This is a genomic window from Sphingomonas sp. DC5200-1 (genome assembly GCF_049897245.1).
Classification (GTDB): Bacteria; Pseudomonadota; Alphaproteobacteria; order Sphingomonadales; family Sphingomonadaceae; genus Sphingomonas; species Sphingomonas aquatilis.
Genome location: NZ_JAFCVW010000004.1, coordinates 1 through 20,393, shown reverse-complemented (window position 1 = coordinate 20,393; position 20,393 = coordinate 1). Strand labels below are relative to the sequence as shown.

Here is a 20,393-nt window from a genome sequence, read left to right as displayed (position 1 = left end):
ATCCGATCCCTCCCGTCACCCCGGGCTTGACCCGGGGTCCCGCTTCTTCCTCCGACCGAATGAAAAAGCAGGACCCCGACTCTTCGGCCGGGGTGACGGGATGGGTCAAAGCGAATCCCCTTGCATCCCCTGAAATCCGATATAAATGTGATATCACATTAATTGGAGGACAGGGTGGTGCAACAGGGGAGTCTTACGCGGTCGCAGGAACGGCGTGCCGCCACGGCGAGCGGTTATACGATGCTGGCGCTGGCGGCGCTGCTGGTTGTGATCGCGGTGTTCGTCATCGTCGAACTCGCATCCGACGCGATGCCGCCGATCCTTGCAATCTTGCCGCTGCTATGCGCGATCGGCACCGTGTTCATCGCGGCCGGTTTCTACATGTTGCAGCCCAATCAGGCGGGCGCGATCACCTTGTTCGGCAGCTATGCCGGCACCGATCGCGAATCGGGCCTGCGCTGGGTGCTGCCGTGGCTGATGCGCCGGAAAGTGTCGGTCCGCGCCAACAACGTCATTTCGGACCGGATCAAGGTCAACGACCTGCGCGGCAACCCGATCGAGATGGCGGCGCAGGTCGTCTGGCGCGTCACCGACACCGCACAGGCGCTGTTCGACGTCGACGATTACAAGGCGTTCGTGAACGTCCAGATCGAGGCGGCGGTGCGCACGATCGGCTCGCGCTACCCCTATGACGATTACGAGCATCAGGAGATCACGCTGCGCGGCAACCACGATCAGGTGGGGGCGGAACTGCGTGCGGAGCTGATTGCACGGCTGGCGGTGGCGGGGATTACCGTCGACGAATGCGGCTTCACGCACCTCGCCTATGCGCAGGAGATCGCGGGCGCGATGCTGCGCCGGCAGCAGGCGCAGGCGGTGGTCGCGGCGCGCACGACGCTGGTCGAAGGCGCGGTCGGCATGGTCGAGCTCGCGCTAGACCAACTGTCGGCGAAAAACGTCGTCGAGCTGGACGACGAGCGGCGTGCGGCGATGGTGTCCAACCTGATGGTCGTGCTGTGCGGCGAGCGCGACACGCAGCCCGTCGTCAATGCGGGCTCGCTCTACCAGTAAGCGTATCGATCGATGGCTTCTCCCCCCAAAAAGGCCTTTCCGCTTCGCGTCGATCCCGCGCTGTACGCGGCGATCGAGCGGAGCGCGGCGGGCGACCTGCGCAGTGTCAATGCGCAGGTCGAATGCCTGCTGCGCGAGGCGCTCGCCCGACGGGGGGTGAAGCTGGAAGCGCCGGTCGCGGCAAAGCGCGGCCGCCCGCCCAAGCAGCAGGAGGACGATGATGCAGGAGCGTGACGATGGCGCGTGGTTCGCGCCCAAGCGGTTCGGTTACGGCGCGGGCCTGCCGATCGCGTGGCAGGGATGGGCGGTGCTGGTGGCCTATCTGGCGGTGGTGATCGGGGCGCCACGGCTATGGCCGCATGCGGCGGTGTTCGTGGTGATCCCTGCGACGATCGCGGTGGTGTGGGTGGCGTACGCCAAGACCCGCGGTGGCTGGACGTGGCGGGGCTGGCGATAACCGCCGCCCTCGCCGTCATTCCCGCGGAGGCGGGAATCCAGCCTCGGAGGTCTTACCAGAGCCGCGACGTCAGAGGCTATGGATCCCCGCCTACGCGGGGATGACGAAGGGGTGCTGGATCACCCGAGCGCCTGATCCAGCAGCTTGGCGAGGCGCAGCCCGCCGCGCTCCACTTCCAGCCGCGCGACCGGAACCAGCTTTTCGATGGTCGCTTCGTCCAGCGTCACCTTGGCGGGGGAGGGCGCACACGGATCGCCCTTCAGCGCGCTCGCATAGACGACGTCGTGGGCGACCTGATACGATTCGCGGCTCCAGTCGACGACATTGCCCGCGGCGATGCGGCGCTTTTCGGCGGCGGGGTAGCGGCGCACGAGGCTCGGCCCGGTCGTGATCGCGCGTTCGGCGAGCGTGCCGTCCCAGATCGAATGCAGGTTGAACCGCTTCGGGCTGTAGCTGCCATAGGCAGCGGCGACGTCATTGCCGCCCTTGTCGTTCTTTTCGCCCGCGTGCAGCGGCTGGTGCAGGTCGCCGACGAAGTGGATCAGAAAGACGAGCGCCTGCGCCCGCTCCTTGGCCGGCAGGCGCTTGTTCTTCAGGATCGCGACGTCGCGGGTGATCTGCGCGGACACGCAATTGCCGTCCTTGCACGCCTCTTCCAGCGTGAAGGGCTGGCAGATGTTCACGTCCTGAAAGTGCCAAGTGTAGGCATAGCCGAAGCGCGACTTGCCATCGGGGCCCTTCAGCGGCTTGACGCAATCGGCCCAGGTGCTCGCGCCCTCGATCGTCGTCGCGGGGCATTCGGGCGTGTCGAGCTTCGGCGTCTCCGCGAGCAGCCGGTCGATCGCGCGGCGCGTCTGCGGCGTGACGTTGGCATAGGCGATCTTCGCGACCGTCTCATGCCCGAACTCCCAATAGGCCTGGGCGGGCGCGGCGAGGACGAGCGCGGGCAGCGCGGCAAGGGCAAAGCGGACGAGTGTCATAACCCTAGTATTAGCGTCGGAATGTGACGGGCAGAAGCGGCTTTGCGTCAGTGGGCTGTGGGCATCGGCGGGCAGGGGCCGTTTTCCCGCAGGATGCGCGCGGCGTTCTGCGCCATCGTGTTGAGTCCTGCGGCGCGGCGATAGCCTTCGACCTTCGCAGCATCCTCCAAGGGAAAGGGCTGCCAGCTGCCCGTCGCGCAGCTCATCTGCGTCCCGTAGCGCTGCGTGCCCACCATTTGCAGCATCACCCGGTCGTAGAGCAGCGCATAATTCTTCGGCGAAACGTCGCCCTTGGCGGCAAGCGGCTCCATCAGTCGCAGCATCTTGAGCTGGAAGACGGGATCGTCGTCGGCATGCTGAACCAACATCCAGGCGCTCGACGACGCCTGCGCTCCGACCAGGGCGATCGTGGGCCAGCCGTGTTTGGCGACCACCGTCTTCATCCATGCGGTATTGGCATGATCGCGCGCGGCGATCGCAGACCAGGTGAGTCCGCGGACGATTCCCGCCTCCATCGGATCGAGCGGCGGCGCGCCCTTCGTCGGACCCTGATTCCACGCGAGCGACGTGCGCAGGACTTGATCGGTGATCGGCCGGGCGATCAGCTGCGCGGTCAGGATGTCGCCCGCCTCGTCGCCGACCGCCTGCGCCAGCGCGGCCGACCAGACGAGCGTGTCGGCGACGCGCCGGGCGCTTGTCAGCTTCGTCTGGAACAGCGACCAATCGTTACCCATGTCGCCTTGTGGAAAGGCCCGATCCACCGCGCCGCAGGGCGCATCCCCGTAAGCGGTAGGGAGAATCTTAGGATCGGCGATGCCGAGCGCGATCAGTTCGGCGCGGGTCTGTGCGGCACTGTCCTGGCGACACAGATTCAGCCATGCTTCGAGAACGTGCCATTCGGCCTTCTGTGCAGGCGTCGCGTCATCGAAGGCACCGCGCAGCCAGCCATAGTCGCCCGGCCGGAACGTCCCGCCGGCGATATAGGGGGCCAGCGTGGCGGGCGGGGACGGCGCCTCGGCGGTGGCGAGGAAAGCGGCGGCGAGCAGGGCGAGGCGGCGGATCATGATGCCATGCTCGGTGCGGATCATGGCCGGATCGTGACGATCACTCGTCGCCGTAGATCGCGACCTCGCGCACGCCGGCCGCGGTGGCGCGGGCGCGGTACATGCCGGGGGTGGTGAGGCTCCACACCGCATCGCCCGCAGGCGTCGTGACGATGACGCCACCGGTGCCGCCGAGCGCGCGCACCTCTGCCATCACGGCGTCCGCGGCCGCTTGTGCTGTGTCCCTGGCGAGGCGGATGCGCGCCGCAATCTCATGCCCCACGCCGACGCGGATGAAGAATTCGCCCGATCCGGTACACGATACCGCGCAGGCACGATCGTCGGCGAAGGTGCCCGCGCCGATCAGCGGCGAATCGCCGATCCGGCCCCAGCGCTTGCCGGTGACGCCGCCGGTCGAGGTGGCGGCGGCGACATGGCCCGCCACATCGCGCGCGACCGCGCCGACGGTGCCATATTTCATGTCGACGTCGAAGGCGTCGGCGTTGCGCGACAGCATCTCGTCGAGCTGGCGGCGGCGCTCGGGCGTCTCGAACCAGCCTTCGGGTGCGACCTCCAGGCCCTGGTCGCGTGCGAACTGCTCGGCGCCGGTGCCGCTCAGCAGGACATGGGGGCTTGCCGCCATTACCCGACGCGCGAGCGCGACGGGGGAGCGCGTCTGCGTGATCCCCGCGACGGCGCCGGCCGCCCGCGTGGCGCCGTCCATGATCGCCGCATCCAGTTCGATCCCGCCATCGCGGGTGAAGGCGGCGCCGCGGCCGGCGTTGAAGTGCGGATCGTCTTCCAGCACCTGGACGGCGGCTGCCACTGCATCGAGCGCGCTGCCGCCGTCCGACAGGATCGCCCCGCCGGCGTCGAGCGCGCGGGACAGGCCGGCACGCGCGCCGGCGTCCTGTTCGGGCGTCAGGCGGTGGCGCTCGATCGATCCGGCGCCGCCGTGCAGGACAAGGGACCAGCTCATGATGCTACCTTCTGTGACGACAGGGGACGCAGCCCGATCAGCGGGCGCAGGATCGCGATGCGGCGGCCGATCGCATAAAAGGCCCAGCAGCCGACGATCGTCGCGGCGATCAGCACCGCAAATTCGGCGCCGCCGCCCAGCCGCGGGGGGATCAACCAATAGGCGACGAGGACGATGATCGTCTGGTGGACGAGGTAGAATGGGAAGACCGCCTCGGTGAGCGTGGCGCGCGCTGGCGCGTCGCGATTCCAGTGCCGCTCGGCCATGCCGATCAGCGCGAGCGTCGCGCCCCATTGCTGCAGCGCATGTGCGGCCCCGTAGGTGGGATATAGCCAGCGCGGTGCGTCGCCGCCGACCAGCTCCACCGCCAGGATGAAGCCATAGCCCAGGATCGCCATCGCTAGCCCCGCCCAGCGCCAGCGTACGCACGCCGCCAGCACCGGCGCCGATCCCGCCAGCGCGAAGCCGAACAGGAAGGCGGGCAGGTAGCTCAGATGCGCCATCAGGTCATGGAGCGGATCGTGCGTCTCATATCCCATGGGGAACCACCAGCCGTGGATGCACACCAGCCACGCGGTCGGGATGATCATCAGCAGCGGCCCGGCGAACAGCCGGTCGAATATCCGCTGCGGCGCCTGCGTGCGGATCAGCGCGACGCCAGCCGTCAGCACAGCCGTGTACAACCACAGATAGGCGACGAACCACAGATGGTTGAGCGCGGGCAGGCCGATCCCGCCGAGCCTGCCGAAGCGGAAATAATCGTGGGTCCAGAAGGTCGCGAAGCCGGCGCGATAGCCGTGCTGCGTGACGAGCTCGACCCAGCTTTGCGGCGGCACGATCACCGCGACGCCGAATGCCAGCGGCACCAGCAGGCGCAGCGAACGCTGGCGCAGGAAGCCGCCGGGACCGTGCGCGCGGGCCAGCAACGCGCGGCTGGCATAGCCCGATACGACGAACAGCAGGCTCAATCGCCAAGCGTTCACTGCGAGCATCGGCAGTACCACCCAGTCGGCGCCATGTGCGCTCTTGGCGTGGAAGCCCCAGGGCACGAACACCATGCCGACGTGATAGACGATCAGGATCGCAAAGGCGGCGACGCGCAGCCAGTCGAGGCCGTAATGGCGAGGAATTGGGGGACGCGTCATGGAACTGCTGCTGCCCTACACCAGCGTCTTTGAACCGCAACCCGGCTGCTGTATATAGACGCGATGTCCTTACGTCCGTGGCGCGACATCGTCCGCCGTCAGAGCCGCCAGATCATGGTCGGCACCGTTCCCGTCGGCGGCGATGCGCCCGTCACCGTGCAGACGATGACCAACACGCCCACCCCCGATATCCGCGCGACGATCGACCAGATCCGCCGCTGCGAGGATGCAGGCGTCGACATCATCCGCGTCTCCTGCCCCGACGTCGAATCGACCGCGGCGCTGAAGCAGATCGTCCGCGGCAGCCGCGTGCCGATCGTCGCCGACATCCACTTCCACTACAAGCGCGCGCTGGAGGCGGCGGATGCGGGAGCGGCGTGCCTGCGCATCAATCCGGGCAATATCGGGTCGTCGGAGCGCGTGGCCGAGGTCGTGCGTGCCGCCAAGGCCAATGGCTGCGCGATCCGTATCGGCGTCAACGGTGGGTCGCTGGAAAAAGACCTGCTCGAAAAATACGGCGAGCCGTGCCCGGATGCGCTGGTAGAAAGCGCGCTCGATCATATCAAGCTGCTCCAGGACCACGATTTCCACGAATATAAGGTCGCGGTGAAGGCGTCGGACCTGTTCCTGGCGGTCGCGGCCTATCAGCAGCTCGCCGAGGCGGTGGATTGCCCGCTGCACCTCGGCATCACCGAAGCGGGCGGCTTCGTCGGCGGCACGGTAAAGTCGGCGATCGGGATCGGCAGCCTGCTCTGGTACGGGATCGGCGACACTATCCGCGTCTCACTCTCCGCCGAGCCGGAGGACGAGGTGCGCGTCGGCTTCGAAATCTTGAAGGCACTCGGCATCCGCAACCGCGGCGTGCGTGTCGTGTCGTGCCCGTCGTGCGCGCGTCAGGGGTTCGACGTGATCCGTACCGTGCAGGCGCTCGAGGAACGGCTCCAGCACATCCGCACACCGATGAGCCTGTCGGTGCTCGGCTGCGTCGTCAACGGCCCAGGCGAAGCGCGTGAAACGGACATCGGCATCACCGGCGGCGGCAACGGCAAGCACATGGTCTATCTGTCCGGCGTGACAGACCACCACGTGCAGGACGAAGGCATGATCGACCATATCGTCCGGCTGGTCGAAGCTAAGGCAGCGGAGATCGAGGCGGCGTCAGCCGAGCCACAGGTCGTGGCGGCCGAATAGGTCCTGTGCTATAGGTCAGGACCTGGAGGTTCTGACATGACCTATCATGCCAAGGTGATCGCGGGCGGCAAGGTGGTGATCCCGGCGGATATCCGCCGCGAGCTCGGCATCAAGGACGGCGATTCGCTGGTCATCGATCGCGACGCCAAAGGCGCCGTCGTGTTGCGAACGCGTGAGCAGATCGTCGATGACGTCCGGCAATCCTTCCGGTCGATGCGAGAAGACATCGCTCCGCACGGCAGCGTCGTTGCCGAGCTGCTCGAAGACCGCGCGACGGAGGCACGGCGAGAAGCAGGCGAGACGGGCGCGTGAGCACCCTTGTCATCGATGCGTCCGCCATTCTCGCGATGATCTTCGACGAGACGGGCGGCGACATGGTTGCGGACGTCTGCGATGGCGCTGTGCTGAACGCCGTCAATCTCGATGAGGTGCTCCACAAGGTCGCACGCCGCGGCATGGATCCGATTCTGGTCGAAACGCAACTCTCGCGGTTGGGCATTTCGGTCGTCGCGTTCGATGCCCGTCAGGCTCGAATTTCGGCAGCCCTTCATTCGCAGCTGACCGGGACCGATACGTCCTTTGCCGATCGAGCCTGTCTGTCGATGGGACTGATGCTGGATGGCACCGTCCTGACCGCTGATGCCAAATGGATGGGGCTGGGACTGGATGTCGACATCCGCCTGATCCGATGAGCCGCGTTACATCCCCCGTCACCGCCTTCGGCGTCGCCGCAGGCGGGATTGCCGTCTACGCGGGTATGGACGCCATCATGAAAGGGTTGTCCATTGCGAGCGGCGCTTACTTTGCCGTGCTCTGGCGATCGGTGGCGGGGGTGGCGTTGCTGGCGCCGATCTTCATCGCGCGGGGCGGGCGGTGGCCGGCGTGGGCGGCGCTGCGGCTGCATCTGGCGCGCGGCAGCGTCGGTGGTGCGTCGGTGCTGCTGTTCTTCTGGGGCCTCGTGCGCGTGCCGATGGCGCAGGGCGTGGCGCTGACCTTCCTCGCGCCGCTGATTGCGCTGTTCCTGGCCGCGCTGACGCTCGGCGAACGCATCCAGCGCAGCGCGATCGGTGGGTCGCTGGTCGCAAGCCTCGGTGTGTTCGCGATCGCCGCGGGTCAGGTACAGGCGCGCGCGTCGGAAGACATGGTGCTGGGCAGCGTCGCGATCCTGATCGCGTCGGTCCTGTATGCGGGCAGCCTGATCCTGCTGCGACGGCAGGCGCAGGCGGCCGATCCGCTGGAGGTGGCGCTGTTCACCAGCATCGTGCTGGGCGGACTGCTGCTGATCGGCGCACCCTGGTTCGCAGGCGTGCCACGCGTCGAGCAACTGCCCGCGATCACCGCATCGGCGGCGCTGGGATCGGTGTCGGCGGTGGCACTCGCCTGGGCCTATGCCCGCGCCGAGGCGCAGGTGCTGGCGCCCGTCGAATATACCGCCTTCGTCTGGTCCGCCTTGTTCGGCTGGCTGGTCTTCGCCGAGCGCGTGTCGCCGTGGACGGTCGCGGGCGCCGTGCTCATCATCGCCGGGTGCCTGGTCGCGGTGCGCCGCCCGATTCCCGCCCCGCAAACGGAAGCATCGTTATGACCGACATCCCGATCCGCCCCGCGACGCCCGACGATATCGCGACGATCCTGCGCTTCGTGCAGGACCTCGCCGCGTTCGAGCGCGAGCCCGATGCGGTCGAGGCGACCGAGGCGATGCTGGGCGAGGCGCTGTTCGGGCCGCAGCCGGCAGCGGAAGCGGTGATCGCCGAAGATGCGGGGGCGCCGGTCGGCTTCGCGCTGTTCTTCCACAATTTTTCGACGTGGAAGGGGCGGCGGGGCCTGTATCTGGAGGATCTGTACGTGACGCCGGCAGCACGTGGGCGGGGCGTGGGCGGCGCCTTGCTGCGCCATCTGGCCGGCATAGCCGTGGAGCGGAACTGCGCGCGCTTCGAATGGTCGGTGCTCGACTGGAATGTCGATGCAATCGCGGTCTATCGCCGGATGGGTGCGGTGGGGCTGGAGGACTGGACGGTGCAGCGCGTCGAGGGCGAGGCGCTCAGGCAGATGGCGGGGGCCTGATTCTTCCCCTGGTGGGGGGGCCGCGCGGCGCCCGCCGAGGGATGGTGGGAGAGATAAGCGATTTGCGTGCAGCACGGGCGCCGCATCCCTCCCCCTCCGTCAGCGCGTGTGCGCTGCCACCTCCCCTGGTGGGGGAGGAGTTCGGTTGCTTGCGGCGTGAAAAAGGGGGCGTTGCGCGTGGCGCCGCCCCCTCCACCATTCGCTTCGCGAACGGTCCCCCTCCCCCGCTGACGCGAGGGAGGACTTTAGGCGTGGATCAGTCGCGGCCGGGGACGTCGTGGTCGTGCGGCTCTTCGCCCTGCTTCTTGGCGGCGTCGTAGCGGTCGATCGCTTCCATCACGATGCGGCGCGCTTCCTCGCGGTCGCCCCAGGTGCCGATGCGCACCCACTTCTTCTTCTCCAGATCCTTATAGTGGGTGAAGAAGTGTTCGATCTGTTCGAAGACGATCTCGGGCAGATCGTCCTTTTCCCCGACGTTCGAATAATAGGGGAAGGTCGAATCGACCGGCACGCAGACGAGCTTTTCGTCGCCGCCGGCTTCGTCTTCCAGATTGAGCACCGCGATCGGACGCGCGCGCACGACGCAGCCCGGGATGAACGGCGAGCGCGCGACGACGAGCGCGTCGAGCGGATCGCCGTCCGGCGACAGCGTGTGCGGCACGAAGCCGTAGTTCGCCGGATAGCGCATCGGCGTGTGCAGGATGCGATCGACGAACAGCGCGCCCGACGCCTTGTCGAACTCATATTTGACCGGCTCGCCGCCGGTCGGCACCTCGATGATGACGTTGAGGTCGTCGGGCGGGCTCTTGCCGACCGGAATCAGATCGATACGCATGAAAGTCCCTTGATAATCTTATGCCTGCTGCCCCTCAGCGCGGCATCAGAAGCTTGTCGAGTCCGGTTTCGCCGGTGCCAGTCTTCTGGAGGCGCGGATAGCGGGGACCGCCGTGATAGTCGATGGCGACTTCGCGATAACGCGGCCCGCTCTTGACCAGCAGCTTGATCGGCTCCTTCGAGGTCTGTGCCGCGACGATCGCCGCCTTCAGCACGTCGCCGCTATAGGCGGTGCCGTTGACCGCCTGAATGACGGTGCCGACGTCCATGCCCGCCTTGAACGCCGGGCTGTCCCAGATCACTGCGGTCGCCTCGCCGTCCTTGGCCACCGACAGGCCGATCGAATAGGTGACGTTCACGCCGCCGCTTTTCTCGGCGTTGGTGAAGTATTTCGTCGGTTCGGCGGTGTAGACGAGCTTGTAGCCGTTCATCGCGAAGCCATCGACCGGCGCGGGTTGGCCCGTCTCGGTCAGGCGCTTGGTGAGGAAGCTTGCCCAGTCATAGGGGACGATGGCGTTGAGCGTGTTGGCGACGTCGTCGAACGTATAGGTCACCTCACCCCAGTCGCCGTTGCGGATGCCGAAGAAGGCCTTGGCGAAATCGTCGATCGACTTGGTGCCGCCCGACTTCTGGCGGAGCATCGCATCGACTTCCATCCAGACCATCAGGCCTTCGTTGTAATAGTCTTCGCTGCGCTGCCAGCTGGTCCAGCCTTTGGGTCGGCGCGCCGAGATGATGGGATCGTTGGTGGTATCGATCAGGTCGCGCCACTGGCGCGCCGGGGCAAGATCGTAGCTGCCGGCGATGCCGGCATAGGCGTCCAGCGTGTCCTGCTTGCTGACGAGGCCCGAGCGCGCCTGGAGCACATAGCCCCAGAATTGCGTCTGCCCTTCATAGACCCACAGCGACTTGTCGCGCATGGGCGTGCGATAGTCGGGCGTCCACAGCTCCGCGCCGCGGCGGAACTTGCCGTCCCAGCTGTGGGTGAATTCGTGCGGCAGCAGGTTGCGGCGGCCGGGACTGGCATTCCATTCGGTGAAATAGCCCGGCGTCACGCCGTTCTCCGACGAGCGGTGATGCTCCAGCCCGATGCCGCCCAGCTGGTCGCTGATCGACAGCAGGAATTCGTAATGGTCGTAATGATGCGAGCCGAACGTCTTTTCGGCCTGCTCAACCAGCCGCTTGTGCGCGTCAATCTGTTCAGGCGTCGCGGCGAGTTCCTTGGGATCGTCGGCGAAGACGTTGAGGTTCACGCGCTCCGACAGCGGCCACGTCTTGCCGTATCGGCCGGCGAGCAGCGGCGAATCGACCAGGATCTCGTAATTCGTCTTGTCATAGACGTAGGTCGAACCGTTCGCCTTGGCCGGCACCGCGCCCGCCGCGGTCCAGCCGGTCGGGAACTTCACCGTCATCTGGATCGGGATTTGACGGGTGAAATATCCCGCGGGATACAGGCTGACCGAATTGGGTTCGAGGCTGATCATATTGGGCGTCGCGACGATGCGGCCCTGATCGGGCTTGGTCGCCGAGATGAACTGGAATTCGACGTCCAGATTGCGCGCGCCCTGCGGCACGTCGATGTGGAAGGCGAAGACGTCGACCATGTCGCGCGTCCACGGAATGACGCGGCCGTTCGCCTTGATGACGAGGCCGGCAAGCTTCTCGATCTCACCACGCGGGCTATGCGCGCCGGGCAGCCACTTGGGGAACAGCAGCGCCATCGGCCCCGCCTTGGCGACGGGGATCGTCTCCTTCACACGGAAGATGCCCTGTTCGGTGTTGGTCGCATCGACGTTGAGCAGGATCGTGCCGGGATAGGGCGTGTCCTGCGGCGCCGGGATCGTATCGACGAAGGGCACCGGCTGCGGTGCCGAATTGCCCGGCGGGACCTGTGCAAGGGCCGGTGCGGCGGTGGACAGGAGCAGGGAGGCGACGGCGATGGAACGGAGCATGGCGAGCCTTCGGCAAGAAACGAATACGCCGGTGTAAGCTTCGCAAAGCCGCGGCGTCCAGCCCTTACGCGGGCAAGGGGGAATTCCGCCCCGTGATCTGGCACCATCCGCAATCCCTGCCCGTCATCCCGGCCTTGAGCCGGGATCCCGCTTCTTCTTTCTCTGTGAGCAACAGCGGGACCTCGGATGAAATCCGGGGTGACGAGACGAGAAGGACTTAGTTTCCGCCGCCGCCGCCCAGCACGTTGATGGTGAAGGCGATGACGCCCAGATTGAAGACGAAGGCGGCAAGGCACTGGCCGAGCACGACGCGGCGGATGCGGCGCGAGGTGATGGAGACGTCCGACGTCTGGAACGTCATGCCCAGCGTCGCGCTGAAATACAGGAAGTCCCAGTAATCGGGTTCCTTGCACCCCGGAAAGTCGATGCCGCCCGCGTCCCCCTCGCCATCGTCGTCGGCGGTGTAGAACAGATGCGCGTAATGCATGGCGTAGACCATGTTGGAAAACAGCCAGCTCAGTGCCAGCGTCGTCACCACCAGCACGATCGCCAGCGTATCGTTGCGCCCCTTCAATTCGCCCGCCACCGCGACCAGGATCACGCCCATCGTCGCTGCGGTGATCGCCAGCAGCAGCGCGCGATTGGCGTCGTTTTCCCGCGTCGCCCGCCGCATCCGCGCGGCATTGGCGTGGCGGAACAGCGAGACGAGCGACAGGAGAAAGACGATCGCGGCGGCATCGAACGCCCCCATGATCCCGCGCCCCTTGCCGACGATCGGGATCAGGGCGGCTAACCCGATGGCGAAGATCGCCCCGAACAGCGCGAAGCGCGGCGGTGCGATGCGGTTGCCGATTCCCCAATAGCGGCGCGGATTGGTCATGTTTCCGGTGCTAGCGCTTGGCATCGGCGTCGCCTAGGGTCCAGACCCACAACTGCCAATGACCGTGATCGCGCGGAGCCGCCCGCCGGCAAGGAGCGCAGCGCAGACGCGTGGCTGCGCCACGCGCAAGCAAGCGACGCCGTCCGGCGGGCCGTATTTGGCGCCGGGCGGCGTCGCGCGTCGGTTACGATGCTTCGGCATCGCTCCCTCCTTGCTCCTGGCCTGGCGCCAAATACGGCTCCGTCACGGCCGTTGTCAGTTATGGGTCTGGACCCTAGATACCGCCACCATATGGCCCGTATCGAAACGCCGCGCCGGGTGCGCGGGACCCAGGATATCTTCGGCGACGAGCAGCGCCGCTTCGCAACGGTGATCGAGACGTTCGAACGCGTTCGCCGCCTGTATTGCTTCAGCCGTGTCGACCTGCCCGTGTTCGAGGCGACCGAGGTGTTCGCGCGATCGATCGGCGAGACGACCGACGTCGTGTCGAAGGAGATGTACACCTTCCCCGACCGCGGCGGCGATTCGCTGACCCTGCGGCCCGAGTTCACTGCCGGTATCGCGCGCGCGTTCCTGACCGAAGGCTGGCAGCAATATGCGCCGCTGAAGGTCGCGACCAGTGGCGCGGTGTTCCGCTACGAACGCCCGCAGAAGGGGCGGTATCGCCAATTCCACCAGATCGACGCCGAGATTTTGGGCGCACCCGAACGGGCAGCGGACGTCGAGCTACTGGTGATGGCGGACCAACTGCTGCACGAGCTAGGCATTGCCGAGGGCGTGACGTTGCAGCTCAATACCTTGGGAGACGCCGAGACGCGCGACGCATGGCGCGCGGGGCTGGTGGCGCATTTCGAGGCGCATCGCGGGGACCTGTCGGAAGACAGCCTGACCCGGCTCGAGAAGAACCCGATGCGCATCCTCGATTCGAAGGACCCGCGCGACCGGCCGATCGCCGATGCCGCACCCGATATCGACGCCTATCTGACGGCTGAGGCGCGCGCCTTCTTCGATGCGGTGACGGCGGGGCTGGATACGGCGGGGGTGCGGTGGACGCGCAACCCGCGGCTGGTGCGCGGGCTGGACTATTACCGGCACACGGCGTTCGAGTTCGTCACCGACCGGCTCGGCGCACAGGGCACGGTGCTCGCCGGCGGGCGCTATGACGGACTGGTGGAGTCGCTGGGCGGCGCGCCGACAGCGGGCGTGGGCTGGGCGGCGGGTGTCGAGCGGCTGGCGATGCTGCTGGACGAGCCGGCGAAAGCGACGGTCGACGCAGTGATCGTGCCGATGGGTGCTGCTGCGGAAACGCGCGCGCTTGGCCTGCTGGCCGACCTGCGTCGCGGCGGCGTTGCGGTCGACATGGCGTATAAGGGCAAGATGAAGCAGCGGCTCGCCAAGGCGGATGCCCTCGGCGCGCGCTATGCCCTGATCCTGGGCGACGACGAACTGGCGGCGGGCGTCGTGGCGGTGAAGGATCTGGTGACGGGGGACCAGCGGAAGGTCGCCTTTGCGGACGTGGCCGAGGCGCTGCGATGACCCCCGTCGTCATCCCCGCGCAGGCGGGGATCCATAACCGCTGCCGTCTGGCAGGAGCCGCAACGCCTGCGCGTCCGGATTCCCGCCTGCGCGGGAATGACGGAGTGGGAGCGGCACGCGCATGACCACCATCTCCCCCGAACGGATCGCGCAGATTGAGGCGCGGCGGGACGAGTTGCAGGCGCAGATGGCGACCGGCGACCTGCCGTCTGACCGCTTCGTCGCGGTGTCGAAGGAATATGCCGAGCTGGAACCCGTCGCGCAGGCAGCGAGCGAGGTGCGGCGCTTGCGGCAGGAGGCGGACAGCCTCGCCTATATGGCGGAGGATACCGGCGACGAGGAGTTGCGCAGCCTGGCCGCGGAAGAGCTGCGCGACAACGCCCGCGCGCTGGAGGCGGCGGACCGGCGCCTCGCGCTCGCGCTGCTGCCGCGCGATGCGGCGGACGAACGTGCGGCGATGCTCGAAATCCGCGCCGGCACCGGCGGTGACGAGGCGGCGCTGTTCGCTGGCGACCTGCTGCGTATGTATCAGCGCTATGCCGAAACGCAGGGCTGGCGGGTCGAGGTGATCTCCAGCTCCTCGTCCGATGCGGGCGGGTTCAAGGAAGTCGTCGCCAGCGTCACCGGCACGGGCGTGTTCGCCAAGCTGAAGTTCGAGGCGGGCGTCCATCGCGTCCAGCGCGTGCCCGTCACCGAAGCGGGCGGCCGCATCCACACCTCGGCCGCCACCGTCGCGGTGCTGCCCGAGGCCGAAGAGGTCGACGTGCGCATCGACGACAAGGATCTGCGCATCGACGTCTATCGCTCGTCGGGCCCCGGCGGCCAGTCGGTCAACACCACCGACAGCGCGGTGCGTATCACGCACTTGCCGACCGGCCTGGTCGTGATCCAGCAGGACGAAAAGTCGCAGCACAAGAACAAGGCCAAGGCGCTGAAGGTGCTGCGCACCCGCCTGTACGAAGCCGAACGCGAGCGGCTGGCGAGCGAACGCTCCGGTACGCGACGCGCGATGGTGGGATCCGGTGACCGATCCGAGCGCATCCGGACGTACAACTTCCCGCAAGGCCGCGTGACGGACCATCGCATCAACCTGACGCTGCACCGCCTGCCCGAAATCCTGCAGGGCGAGATGGACGAACTGATCGGCGCGCTGATCGCCGAGGACGAGGCGGAACGGCTGGCGTCGCTGGATGGGTGAGGGCGCAGGGCCCCGCTTCCTTCCTCCGTCATCCCGGCGGACGCCGGGATCCATGGACGGCGGTATGGCCAGCGTGAGGGTGCAACCGATGCGTCGCGTGTCCATGGTTCCCGGCGTTCGCCGGGATGACGAAGTGGGTGGACGGTGAGTCCACTCCGCACTGCGCTCGCCGACGCCACCGCGCGCTTCGGCTTTTCCCCCACCGCGCGGCTCGATGCGGAATTGCTCATGGCGCACGCGCTGGGGATCGATCGCAACGCGCTGCTGCTCGACATGGAGAGGCCCGTCCCCGCCACCTTCGCAGACCTCGTCGAACGGCGCGCCGCGCATGAGCCGGTGGCCTATATCACCGGCACGCGCGGCTTCTGGACGATCGACCTATCCGTCGGTCCCGGTGCGCTGGTGCCGCGACCCGATAGCGAGACGCTGCTGATCGCCGCACTTGCGCATTTCGGCAGCCGCGCGCCCGCGACCGTGCTCGACCTCGGCACCGGCCCGGGGACGCTGCTGCTCGCCGCGCTCGACGAATGGCCGGCGCGCGGGATCGGTGTCGATCGCTCCGCGCAGGCGCTGGCCTATGCCACATCGAACGCCACGGCGCTGGGGATGGCGCACCGCACCGCCTTCGTCCGCGGCGACTGGGCGGCGGCGATCGATGCGCGCTTCGATCTCGTCCTCGCCAACCCGCCCTATATCGGCACCGACGAGCCGCTGCCCGACGAAGTGCGCCGCCATGAACCGGGCTCCGCCTTGTTTGCGGGCGCCGATGGCCTCGACGATTACCGGCTGCTCGCGGGGCAGCTCGCGCGGCTGATCGCGCCCGGCGGCTGTGCGGCGGTGGAGATCGGTCATACCCAGGCCCCAGCGGTCGCCGCGCTGTTCGCTGCGGCCGGCCTCGACAGCGTCGTCCATCGCGATCTGGGGCAACGCGACCGCTGCCTTCTCGTCACGCCCCGCGCCGCCGGTTGAAAGATGGCACGACCATCCACATATTTCGCTTGTAGGAACGCCCTCGCGCCAGCTATTGGTCGGGCCGGGGCAAGCACCATCGACGATCACAAGGGGTCGTAGGACGGTTACCCGCATCCTTTCGTCATCAGGTCGCCGCATGGGCGGGGGCCGTGACAGGCTCCAGCGTCGCCCCGCAGGGCACGCCGCGGACGCAAAGGATGGCACCGTTTGACCGTGCGTCAGGCCCGAAGGGCCGGATTGGTTTTGAGGACCATTACTCAGATCATGGGACATCAGCTTGATTAACAATCGGCAGAACGGCCGCCGTCGCGGCCGTGGTGGCAACAACGGCGGCGGCAACAACGGGCCGCGGCAGGGTGGCCAGGGGCGTCCCGACAATGGCAACCGCATCGACAGCCGCGCGCGCGGCAACGCGAACCAGCTGTTCGAGAAGTACAAGAACCTCGCCATGGAGGCGCAGCGCCAGGGCGACCGCGTCAACACCGAATATTATCTGCAGTTCGCCGACCATTATTTCCGCGTGCTCGCCGATCAGCGCGGCCGCTTCGAGGATAATCAGCCGCGCCGCCAGCAGCCGTTCGACCTGAACGACGACGAGGATTACGGCGACGAAGGCGAACCGATCCGGGCCGGCGAGCAGGACGGCGAGGGGCAGGCGCGCGACGGGCAGGGCCGCGAGGACCGCCCGCAGCGCCAGAGCCGCGACCGTCAGGATCGGGATCGGCAGGATCGCGACCGCCAGGATGGCGACCAGCGCCAGGGCCGGACGTGGGACGATCGCGGCAATCGCGAAGAGCGCGGCAATCGGGAGGATCGCCCCCAGCGCGACGATCGCCAGCAGCGTGACGATCGCCCGCAGCGCGAGGACCGCGTCCGCCGGCCCCGCTTCGAGGCGGAGCAGGCGCCGGTCGAGGTCGCCGGCCAGCATCGTGCCGATCCGATCGCAGAGGGCGAATCGCTCACCGAGCGCGCCGAGACCGTGATCGCCGCCGACGCCCCCGCGCCCAAGCGCCGCGGTCGCCCGCGTCGGGATGCGCAGGTGGAAGCGCCCGCGGCCGAGGATCAGGGCAATGGCGTCGACGCCGATCGCCTGCCGCCTTCGCTCAACATCGCTGCGGCGAACGATTCCGACGAAGAGGCGCCCAAGCCGCGCCGCCGTCGCACCCCGCGCACGCCCGCGGTGGAAGTGCCCGCGGCCGAATAAGCGCGCGCTATCCGAATATCAGAAGGGGTCGGTTCCGATGAGGAGCCGGCCCATTTTGCTTTGGTGGTCGCGGCATCCACTCGGACACGCCGCTCCTGCACCGGCGGGCGTTCGCCGCAACGCATGCGGGGGGAGCGCCGCGTGACCCCGCTCACGCCGACGAGGGGATCGTTGTGCAAAGATGCGGGGGGACGCGTGCCTCCGCGCCCGCCGTCTAGCGATCGTGCCGTGGTCCCGGCGCGGGCGGGTCGTGCCGCTCGACGTGTTCATCATGCCCGGTGCCCGAACTCAGGAACACCAGACCCATCAGCGCGCCGGCGAGCGCGATCGATCCGCCGACCCCGCCAATTACCGCCGCCATGGTGATCAGCCGCAATGGCCCATGCACCCAGGCGAGGCCGACGATCGCACCCGCGCTGCACGCCGCGGCGACGGCGATCATCCACGCCATGATGCTGCGAAACCGCGCCCAGGCGTGCGCCGCGAGCGCGGGATCGTCCAGTCCGGCGGGGCGCTGATCCATGGCTTTGCCAATGACGCGCAAACATGATCTGCTCAACCCCGATCCGGCCCGAAGAGCCGGACGAAACCGAGTCGGATGTGACGGAGGAGGATGAACATGACGATCGCGGCAATCCTGCGCACCAAGGGCGACGATGTGATCGCGCTGACCCCGCAGACGAGCGTCGGCGAGGCCGTGGCGGTGCTGGCGGAGAAGCGAATCGGCGCGGTGCCGGTCTGCGACGATGGCGTGCCAGTGGGCATCTTTTCCGAACGCGACGTCGTCCATTGCCTGGCGCAGGCCGGCGCGGGCGCGCTCGACCGGCCGCTGTCCGAGGTGATGACGCAGCCGGTGCAGAGCGTCGGCGCGCAGGAAAACGTCATCGGCGCGCTGTCGCTGATGACGCGGCGGCGCATCCGTCATCTGCCGGTGGTCGAGGACGGGCGGATGGTCGGCTTCGTCTCGATCGGCGACCTGGTCAAATACCGTATCGACCGGATCGAGGCGGATGCCGCGGCGATGCGCGACTATATCCAGCAGGGATAGGACGGGTCGAACGACCCCGTCAGGCCGGCAGCGGCCGCTTGCGCAGGATCGCGATCAGCTCGCGCACCGTGCCGCGCGCGAACAGCGCGAGCCAGCTGCCATAGGTCGCGGCCCCCACGCCGACGAGGATCGCCAGCTGCACCGGCGGCGCGAGCGGTGGCAGCAGCGCCTCCACCAGTCGGACGACGCCCGCCATTACGGCGGCGGCGATCACCGCCGGCGCGACCGCCCGGACCAGCGCCAGCGGTGCGACGCCGATCACCGGCAGCGACCGCCAGCTGCTCACCGCCAGATACACGGGATAGGCCACCACCCAGCTCCACGCGAGCCCGACCGGCCCCCAATGCACCCCGATCAGGAAGGTCGTGGCGAGCACCAGCGCGCCGAACGCGCCGTTGCGCGCACCGATTCCCGGCCGCCCGCGCGCATCGCAGGCGGGGGAATAGAGGACCTGGATCGTCATGAACGGCATCGCCAGCGCGATGATCTGCACGACCGGCGCCACCTCGACCCATTTCGCGTCGAGCACCGTCAGCACCAACGGATAGGCAGTGACGGCAAGGCCGGCGTAGAAGGGCATCGCCGCCAGCATGATGATCCGCACCGATCGCACGAAGGCGCGCGACACCGCGGCGTCGTCATGTTGGATGCGCGCATAGGCGCTGAACGCCACCTCGTTGAGCGGCGGCACGAACTTCGACACGAAGATCTGCGCCAGGAACAGTGCGGTGGTGTAGATGCCGAGCTGGTGGGCGCTGAACCAGCGGCCGCCGATGAACACGTCGGCCTGGCTCTGCAGGAACCAGAAGAACTGCCCCGCCGCCATCACCCCGCCATAGCGGGCGAGGTGGCCGGCGCCGCGAAAGTCGAAGCTCGGCCACATCAGCGATCGGGCGCCCCACGTCAGCATCGTCGCGCGCACCGCGAACAGCGCGATCGGCGCCCACACCAATGTCCACACGCCAAGGCCGGCGAGCGCGCCCGCGAGCGCCGTCGCCGCGCCCGCCAGCGACGCGGCGACATTGGCGGTCGCCTGCCGCCGGAACTCCATCTGCCGGCTGAGCAGCGCATAGGGCAGCGCCGCAAAGGGGGTGACGCAATAGATCAGCGCCTGCACGCGCAACAGCTGTGCGACTTCGGGCTGGCGGTAATAGGCGGCGGCGACCGGCGCGAGGATCAGCTGCACGATCGCGAGCGTGCCGTTCAGCGCGATCAGCATCCCGAACAGCTGCCGCGTCTGATGCGGCGTCACGTCATCGCGCTGGATCAGCCCGCTCGCCAGACCGTAGCCATTGAGCATGTTGAGGAACACCAGCACGACCGAGGTCATCGCGTACAGACCGTAATCGCGCGGATCGAGGATCCGGATGACCAGGAAGGTCGCGGCCCATTGCACCGTCTGCGCGAAAATTTGGCTGCCCGATCGCCACAGAATCGCGCGTCGCACCTGATTCTCGAGTGATTCGGGCGGGTTGTCGGCGTGATTCGCGGTGGTGGCCATCCGGCGGGGGGTAGGGGAGGGGGTCTTCACATCCCGTAAATCCCAGCTTTTCTGCGGGTTTGCACGTCCCCTGAAAGAAAAATGCAAAAAAGTGTTTGACCGTTCGGAACACCCCGCCTAGAGGGACGTCACCGCAGCGACGGACCACACGGTTCGCTTCTACGGTCACCGAAATCCAGGCGCCGGGGTCGCCCTCCAAAAAGAGGGATTGACTGGGCGTCGGTTTTTGTCGGCTCTTTGACATTGTAGGTAAGATGAAGGGACATGTGGGCGGCGGCTCGTGTGTTTCGGGTCCTCAAGGCCCGGGATGCACGTTAAGCAAATAGGCCGTTCGTATGTCT

Annotated in this window: 22 protein-coding genes; 13 read left to right on the top strand and 9 right to left on the bottom strand. The window is 67.5% G+C overall.

Annotation, left to right across the window (positions count from 1 at the left end; all coding sequences use genetic code 11):
* The first annotated feature begins 174 nt into the window (after positions 1 to 174).
* The 3 genes from ACP7A3_RS09060 to ACP7A3_RS09050 are packed head-to-tail and all read left to right on the top strand — an operon-like array spanning position 175 to position 1,528.
* Positions 175 to 1,071 carry an SPFH domain-containing protein gene (locus ACP7A3_RS09060; protein ID WP_426255364.1) on the top strand — a complete coding sequence of 299 codons (897 nt, stop codon included), beginning with the start codon at positions 175 to 177 and terminating at the stop codon, positions 1,069 to 1,071.
* A 12-nt stretch (positions 1,072 to 1,083) separates the two neighbouring features.
* Positions 1,084 to 1,305, top strand: coding sequence for a hypothetical protein (locus ACP7A3_RS09055; protein WP_017980660.1), 222 nt, complete (start codon positions 1,084 to 1,086; stop codon positions 1,303 to 1,305).
* Complete coding sequence (locus ACP7A3_RS09050; protein WP_426268154.1) at positions 1,292 to 1,528, top strand: hypothetical protein; 237 nt, start codon at positions 1,292 to 1,294, stop codon at positions 1,526 to 1,528. Before ACP7A3_RS09055 ends, ACP7A3_RS09050 begins: the two co-directional genes overlap by 14 nt.
* A 119-nt stretch (positions 1,529 to 1,647) precedes the next feature.
* Here ACP7A3_RS09050 and ACP7A3_RS09045 read toward each other — a convergent pair whose 3' ends face one another.
* The 4 genes from ACP7A3_RS09045 to ACP7A3_RS09030 are packed head-to-tail and all read right to left on the bottom strand — an operon-like array spanning position 1,648 to position 5,675.
* Entirely contained in the window at positions 1,648 to 2,508 is an 861-nt protein-coding gene (locus tag ACP7A3_RS09045) for a S1/P1 nuclease (protein ID WP_331361965.1), read from the bottom strand.
* 47 nt (positions 2,509 to 2,555) lie between these two features.
* Entirely contained in the window at positions 2,556 to 3,596 is a 1,041-nt protein-coding gene (locus ACP7A3_RS09040) for a DUF6624 domain-containing protein (RefSeq protein WP_426255362.1), read from the bottom strand.
* A gap of 16 nt (positions 3,597 to 3,612) precedes the next feature.
* The gene (locus tag ACP7A3_RS09035; RefSeq protein WP_426255361.1) at positions 3,613 to 4,530 is read right to left on the bottom strand and encodes an isoaspartyl peptidase/L-asparaginase family protein; all 918 of its coding nucleotides are present in this window, start codon (positions 4,528 to 4,530) and stop codon (positions 3,613 to 3,615) included.
* Complete coding sequence (locus ACP7A3_RS09030; RefSeq protein WP_426255360.1) at positions 4,527 to 5,675, bottom strand: acyltransferase family protein; 1,149 nt, start codon at positions 5,673 to 5,675, stop codon at positions 4,527 to 4,529. The genes ACP7A3_RS09035 and ACP7A3_RS09030 overlap by 4 nt, the downstream gene beginning before the upstream one ends.
* 63 nt (positions 5,676 to 5,738) lie before the next feature.
* On the opposite strand from ACP7A3_RS09030, the gene ispG reads away from it, so the two are divergent.
* Genes ispG through ACP7A3_RS09005 form a run of 5 tightly spaced genes read left to right on the top strand, consistent with a single transcriptional unit; the run spans position 5,739 to position 8,927 of the window.
* Complete coding sequence (gene ispG / locus ACP7A3_RS09025; protein ID WP_043061168.1) at positions 5,739 to 6,866, top strand: flavodoxin-dependent (E)-4-hydroxy-3-methylbut-2-enyl-diphosphate synthase; 1,128 nt, start codon at positions 5,739 to 5,741, stop codon at positions 6,864 to 6,866.
* 36 nt (positions 6,867 to 6,902) lie between these two features.
* Positions 6,903 to 7,178: an AbrB/MazE/SpoVT family DNA-binding domain-containing protein gene (locus ACP7A3_RS09020; RefSeq protein WP_295562317.1), complete on the top strand. Its 276-nt coding sequence runs from the start codon at positions 6,903 to 6,905 to the stop codon at positions 7,176 to 7,178.
* Positions 7,175 to 7,558: a type II toxin-antitoxin system VapC family toxin gene (locus tag ACP7A3_RS09015; RefSeq protein ID WP_426255359.1), complete on the top strand. Its 384-nt coding sequence runs from the start codon at positions 7,175 to 7,177 to the stop codon at positions 7,556 to 7,558. The genes ACP7A3_RS09020 and ACP7A3_RS09015 overlap by 4 nt, the downstream gene beginning before the upstream one ends.
* Complete coding sequence (locus tag ACP7A3_RS09010; protein ID WP_426255358.1) at positions 7,555 to 8,448, top strand: DMT family transporter; 894 nt, start codon at positions 7,555 to 7,557, stop codon at positions 8,446 to 8,448. Before ACP7A3_RS09015 ends, ACP7A3_RS09010 begins: the two co-directional genes overlap by 4 nt.
* Complete coding sequence (locus tag ACP7A3_RS09005; protein WP_426255357.1) at positions 8,445 to 8,927, top strand: GNAT family N-acetyltransferase; 483 nt, start codon at positions 8,445 to 8,447, stop codon at positions 8,925 to 8,927. Before ACP7A3_RS09010 ends, ACP7A3_RS09005 begins: the two co-directional genes overlap by 4 nt.
* Positions 8,928 to 9,183: 256 nt before the next feature.
* Here the strand turns inward: ACP7A3_RS09005 and ppa are convergent, their stop codons facing one another.
* The 3 genes from ppa to ACP7A3_RS08990 form a co-directional block, all read right to left on the bottom strand.
* Positions 9,184 to 9,762 (bottom strand): inorganic diphosphatase, encoded by a 579-nt coding sequence (ppa, locus tag ACP7A3_RS09000; protein WP_017980671.1) that lies wholly within the window; start codon positions 9,760 to 9,762, stop codon positions 9,184 to 9,186.
* A 34-nt stretch (positions 9,763 to 9,796) separates the two neighbouring features.
* Entirely contained in the window at positions 9,797 to 11,713 is a 1,917-nt protein-coding gene (locus tag ACP7A3_RS08995) for a M61 family metallopeptidase (protein WP_426255356.1), read from the bottom strand.
* 217 nt (positions 11,714 to 11,930) lie between these two features.
* Positions 11,931 to 12,593, bottom strand: a complete 663-nt coding sequence (locus ACP7A3_RS08990; protein ID WP_426255355.1) for a DUF1345 domain-containing protein — start codon at positions 12,591 to 12,593, stop codon at positions 11,931 to 11,933.
* 291 nt (positions 12,594 to 12,884) lie between these two features.
* Here ACP7A3_RS08990 and hisS point away from each other — a divergent pair, with 291 nt between their 5' ends.
* From hisS to ACP7A3_RS08970, 4 genes are all read left to right on the top strand, one after another.
* Complete coding sequence (gene hisS / locus ACP7A3_RS08985) at positions 12,885 to 14,129, top strand: histidine--tRNA ligase (RefSeq protein ID WP_426255354.1); 1,245 nt, start codon at positions 12,885 to 12,887, stop codon at positions 14,127 to 14,129.
* A 121-nt stretch (positions 14,130 to 14,250) separates the two neighbouring features.
* Entirely contained in the window at positions 14,251 to 15,327 is a 1,077-nt protein-coding gene (prfA, locus tag ACP7A3_RS08980) for a peptide chain release factor 1 (protein ID WP_017980675.1), read from the top strand.
* 144 nt (positions 15,328 to 15,471) lie between these two features.
* A complete protein-coding gene (gene prmC / locus ACP7A3_RS08975; protein ID WP_426255353.1) occupies positions 15,472 to 16,296 on the top strand; it encodes a peptide chain release factor N(5)-glutamine methyltransferase in 825 nt (274 codons plus the stop codon).
* A 280-nt stretch (positions 16,297 to 16,576) separates the two neighbouring features.
* Positions 16,577 to 17,503, top strand: coding sequence for a DUF4167 domain-containing protein (locus ACP7A3_RS08970; protein ID WP_426255352.1), 927 nt, complete (start codon positions 16,577 to 16,579; stop codon positions 17,501 to 17,503).
* 214 nt (positions 17,504 to 17,717) lie between these two features.
* Here ACP7A3_RS08970 and ACP7A3_RS08965 read toward each other — a convergent pair whose 3' ends face one another.
* The gene (locus tag ACP7A3_RS08965; protein ID WP_043061179.1) at positions 17,718 to 18,026 is read right to left on the bottom strand and encodes a hypothetical protein; all 309 of its coding nucleotides are present in this window, start codon (positions 18,024 to 18,026) and stop codon (positions 17,718 to 17,720) included.
* A 96-nt stretch (positions 18,027 to 18,122) separates the two neighbouring features.
* Between ACP7A3_RS08965 and ACP7A3_RS08960 the strand changes: the two genes are divergently transcribed.
* Positions 18,123 to 18,551, top strand: coding sequence for a CBS domain-containing protein (locus ACP7A3_RS08960; RefSeq protein WP_426255351.1), 429 nt, complete (start codon positions 18,123 to 18,125; stop codon positions 18,549 to 18,551).
* Between the two features lie 19 nt (positions 18,552 to 18,570).
* Here ACP7A3_RS08960 and ACP7A3_RS08955 read toward each other — a convergent pair whose 3' ends face one another.
* A complete protein-coding gene (locus ACP7A3_RS08955; protein WP_426255654.1) occupies positions 18,571 to 20,052 on the bottom strand; it encodes a lipopolysaccharide biosynthesis protein in 1,482 nt (493 codons plus the stop codon).
* Positions 20,053 to 20,393 lie beyond the last annotated feature (341 nt).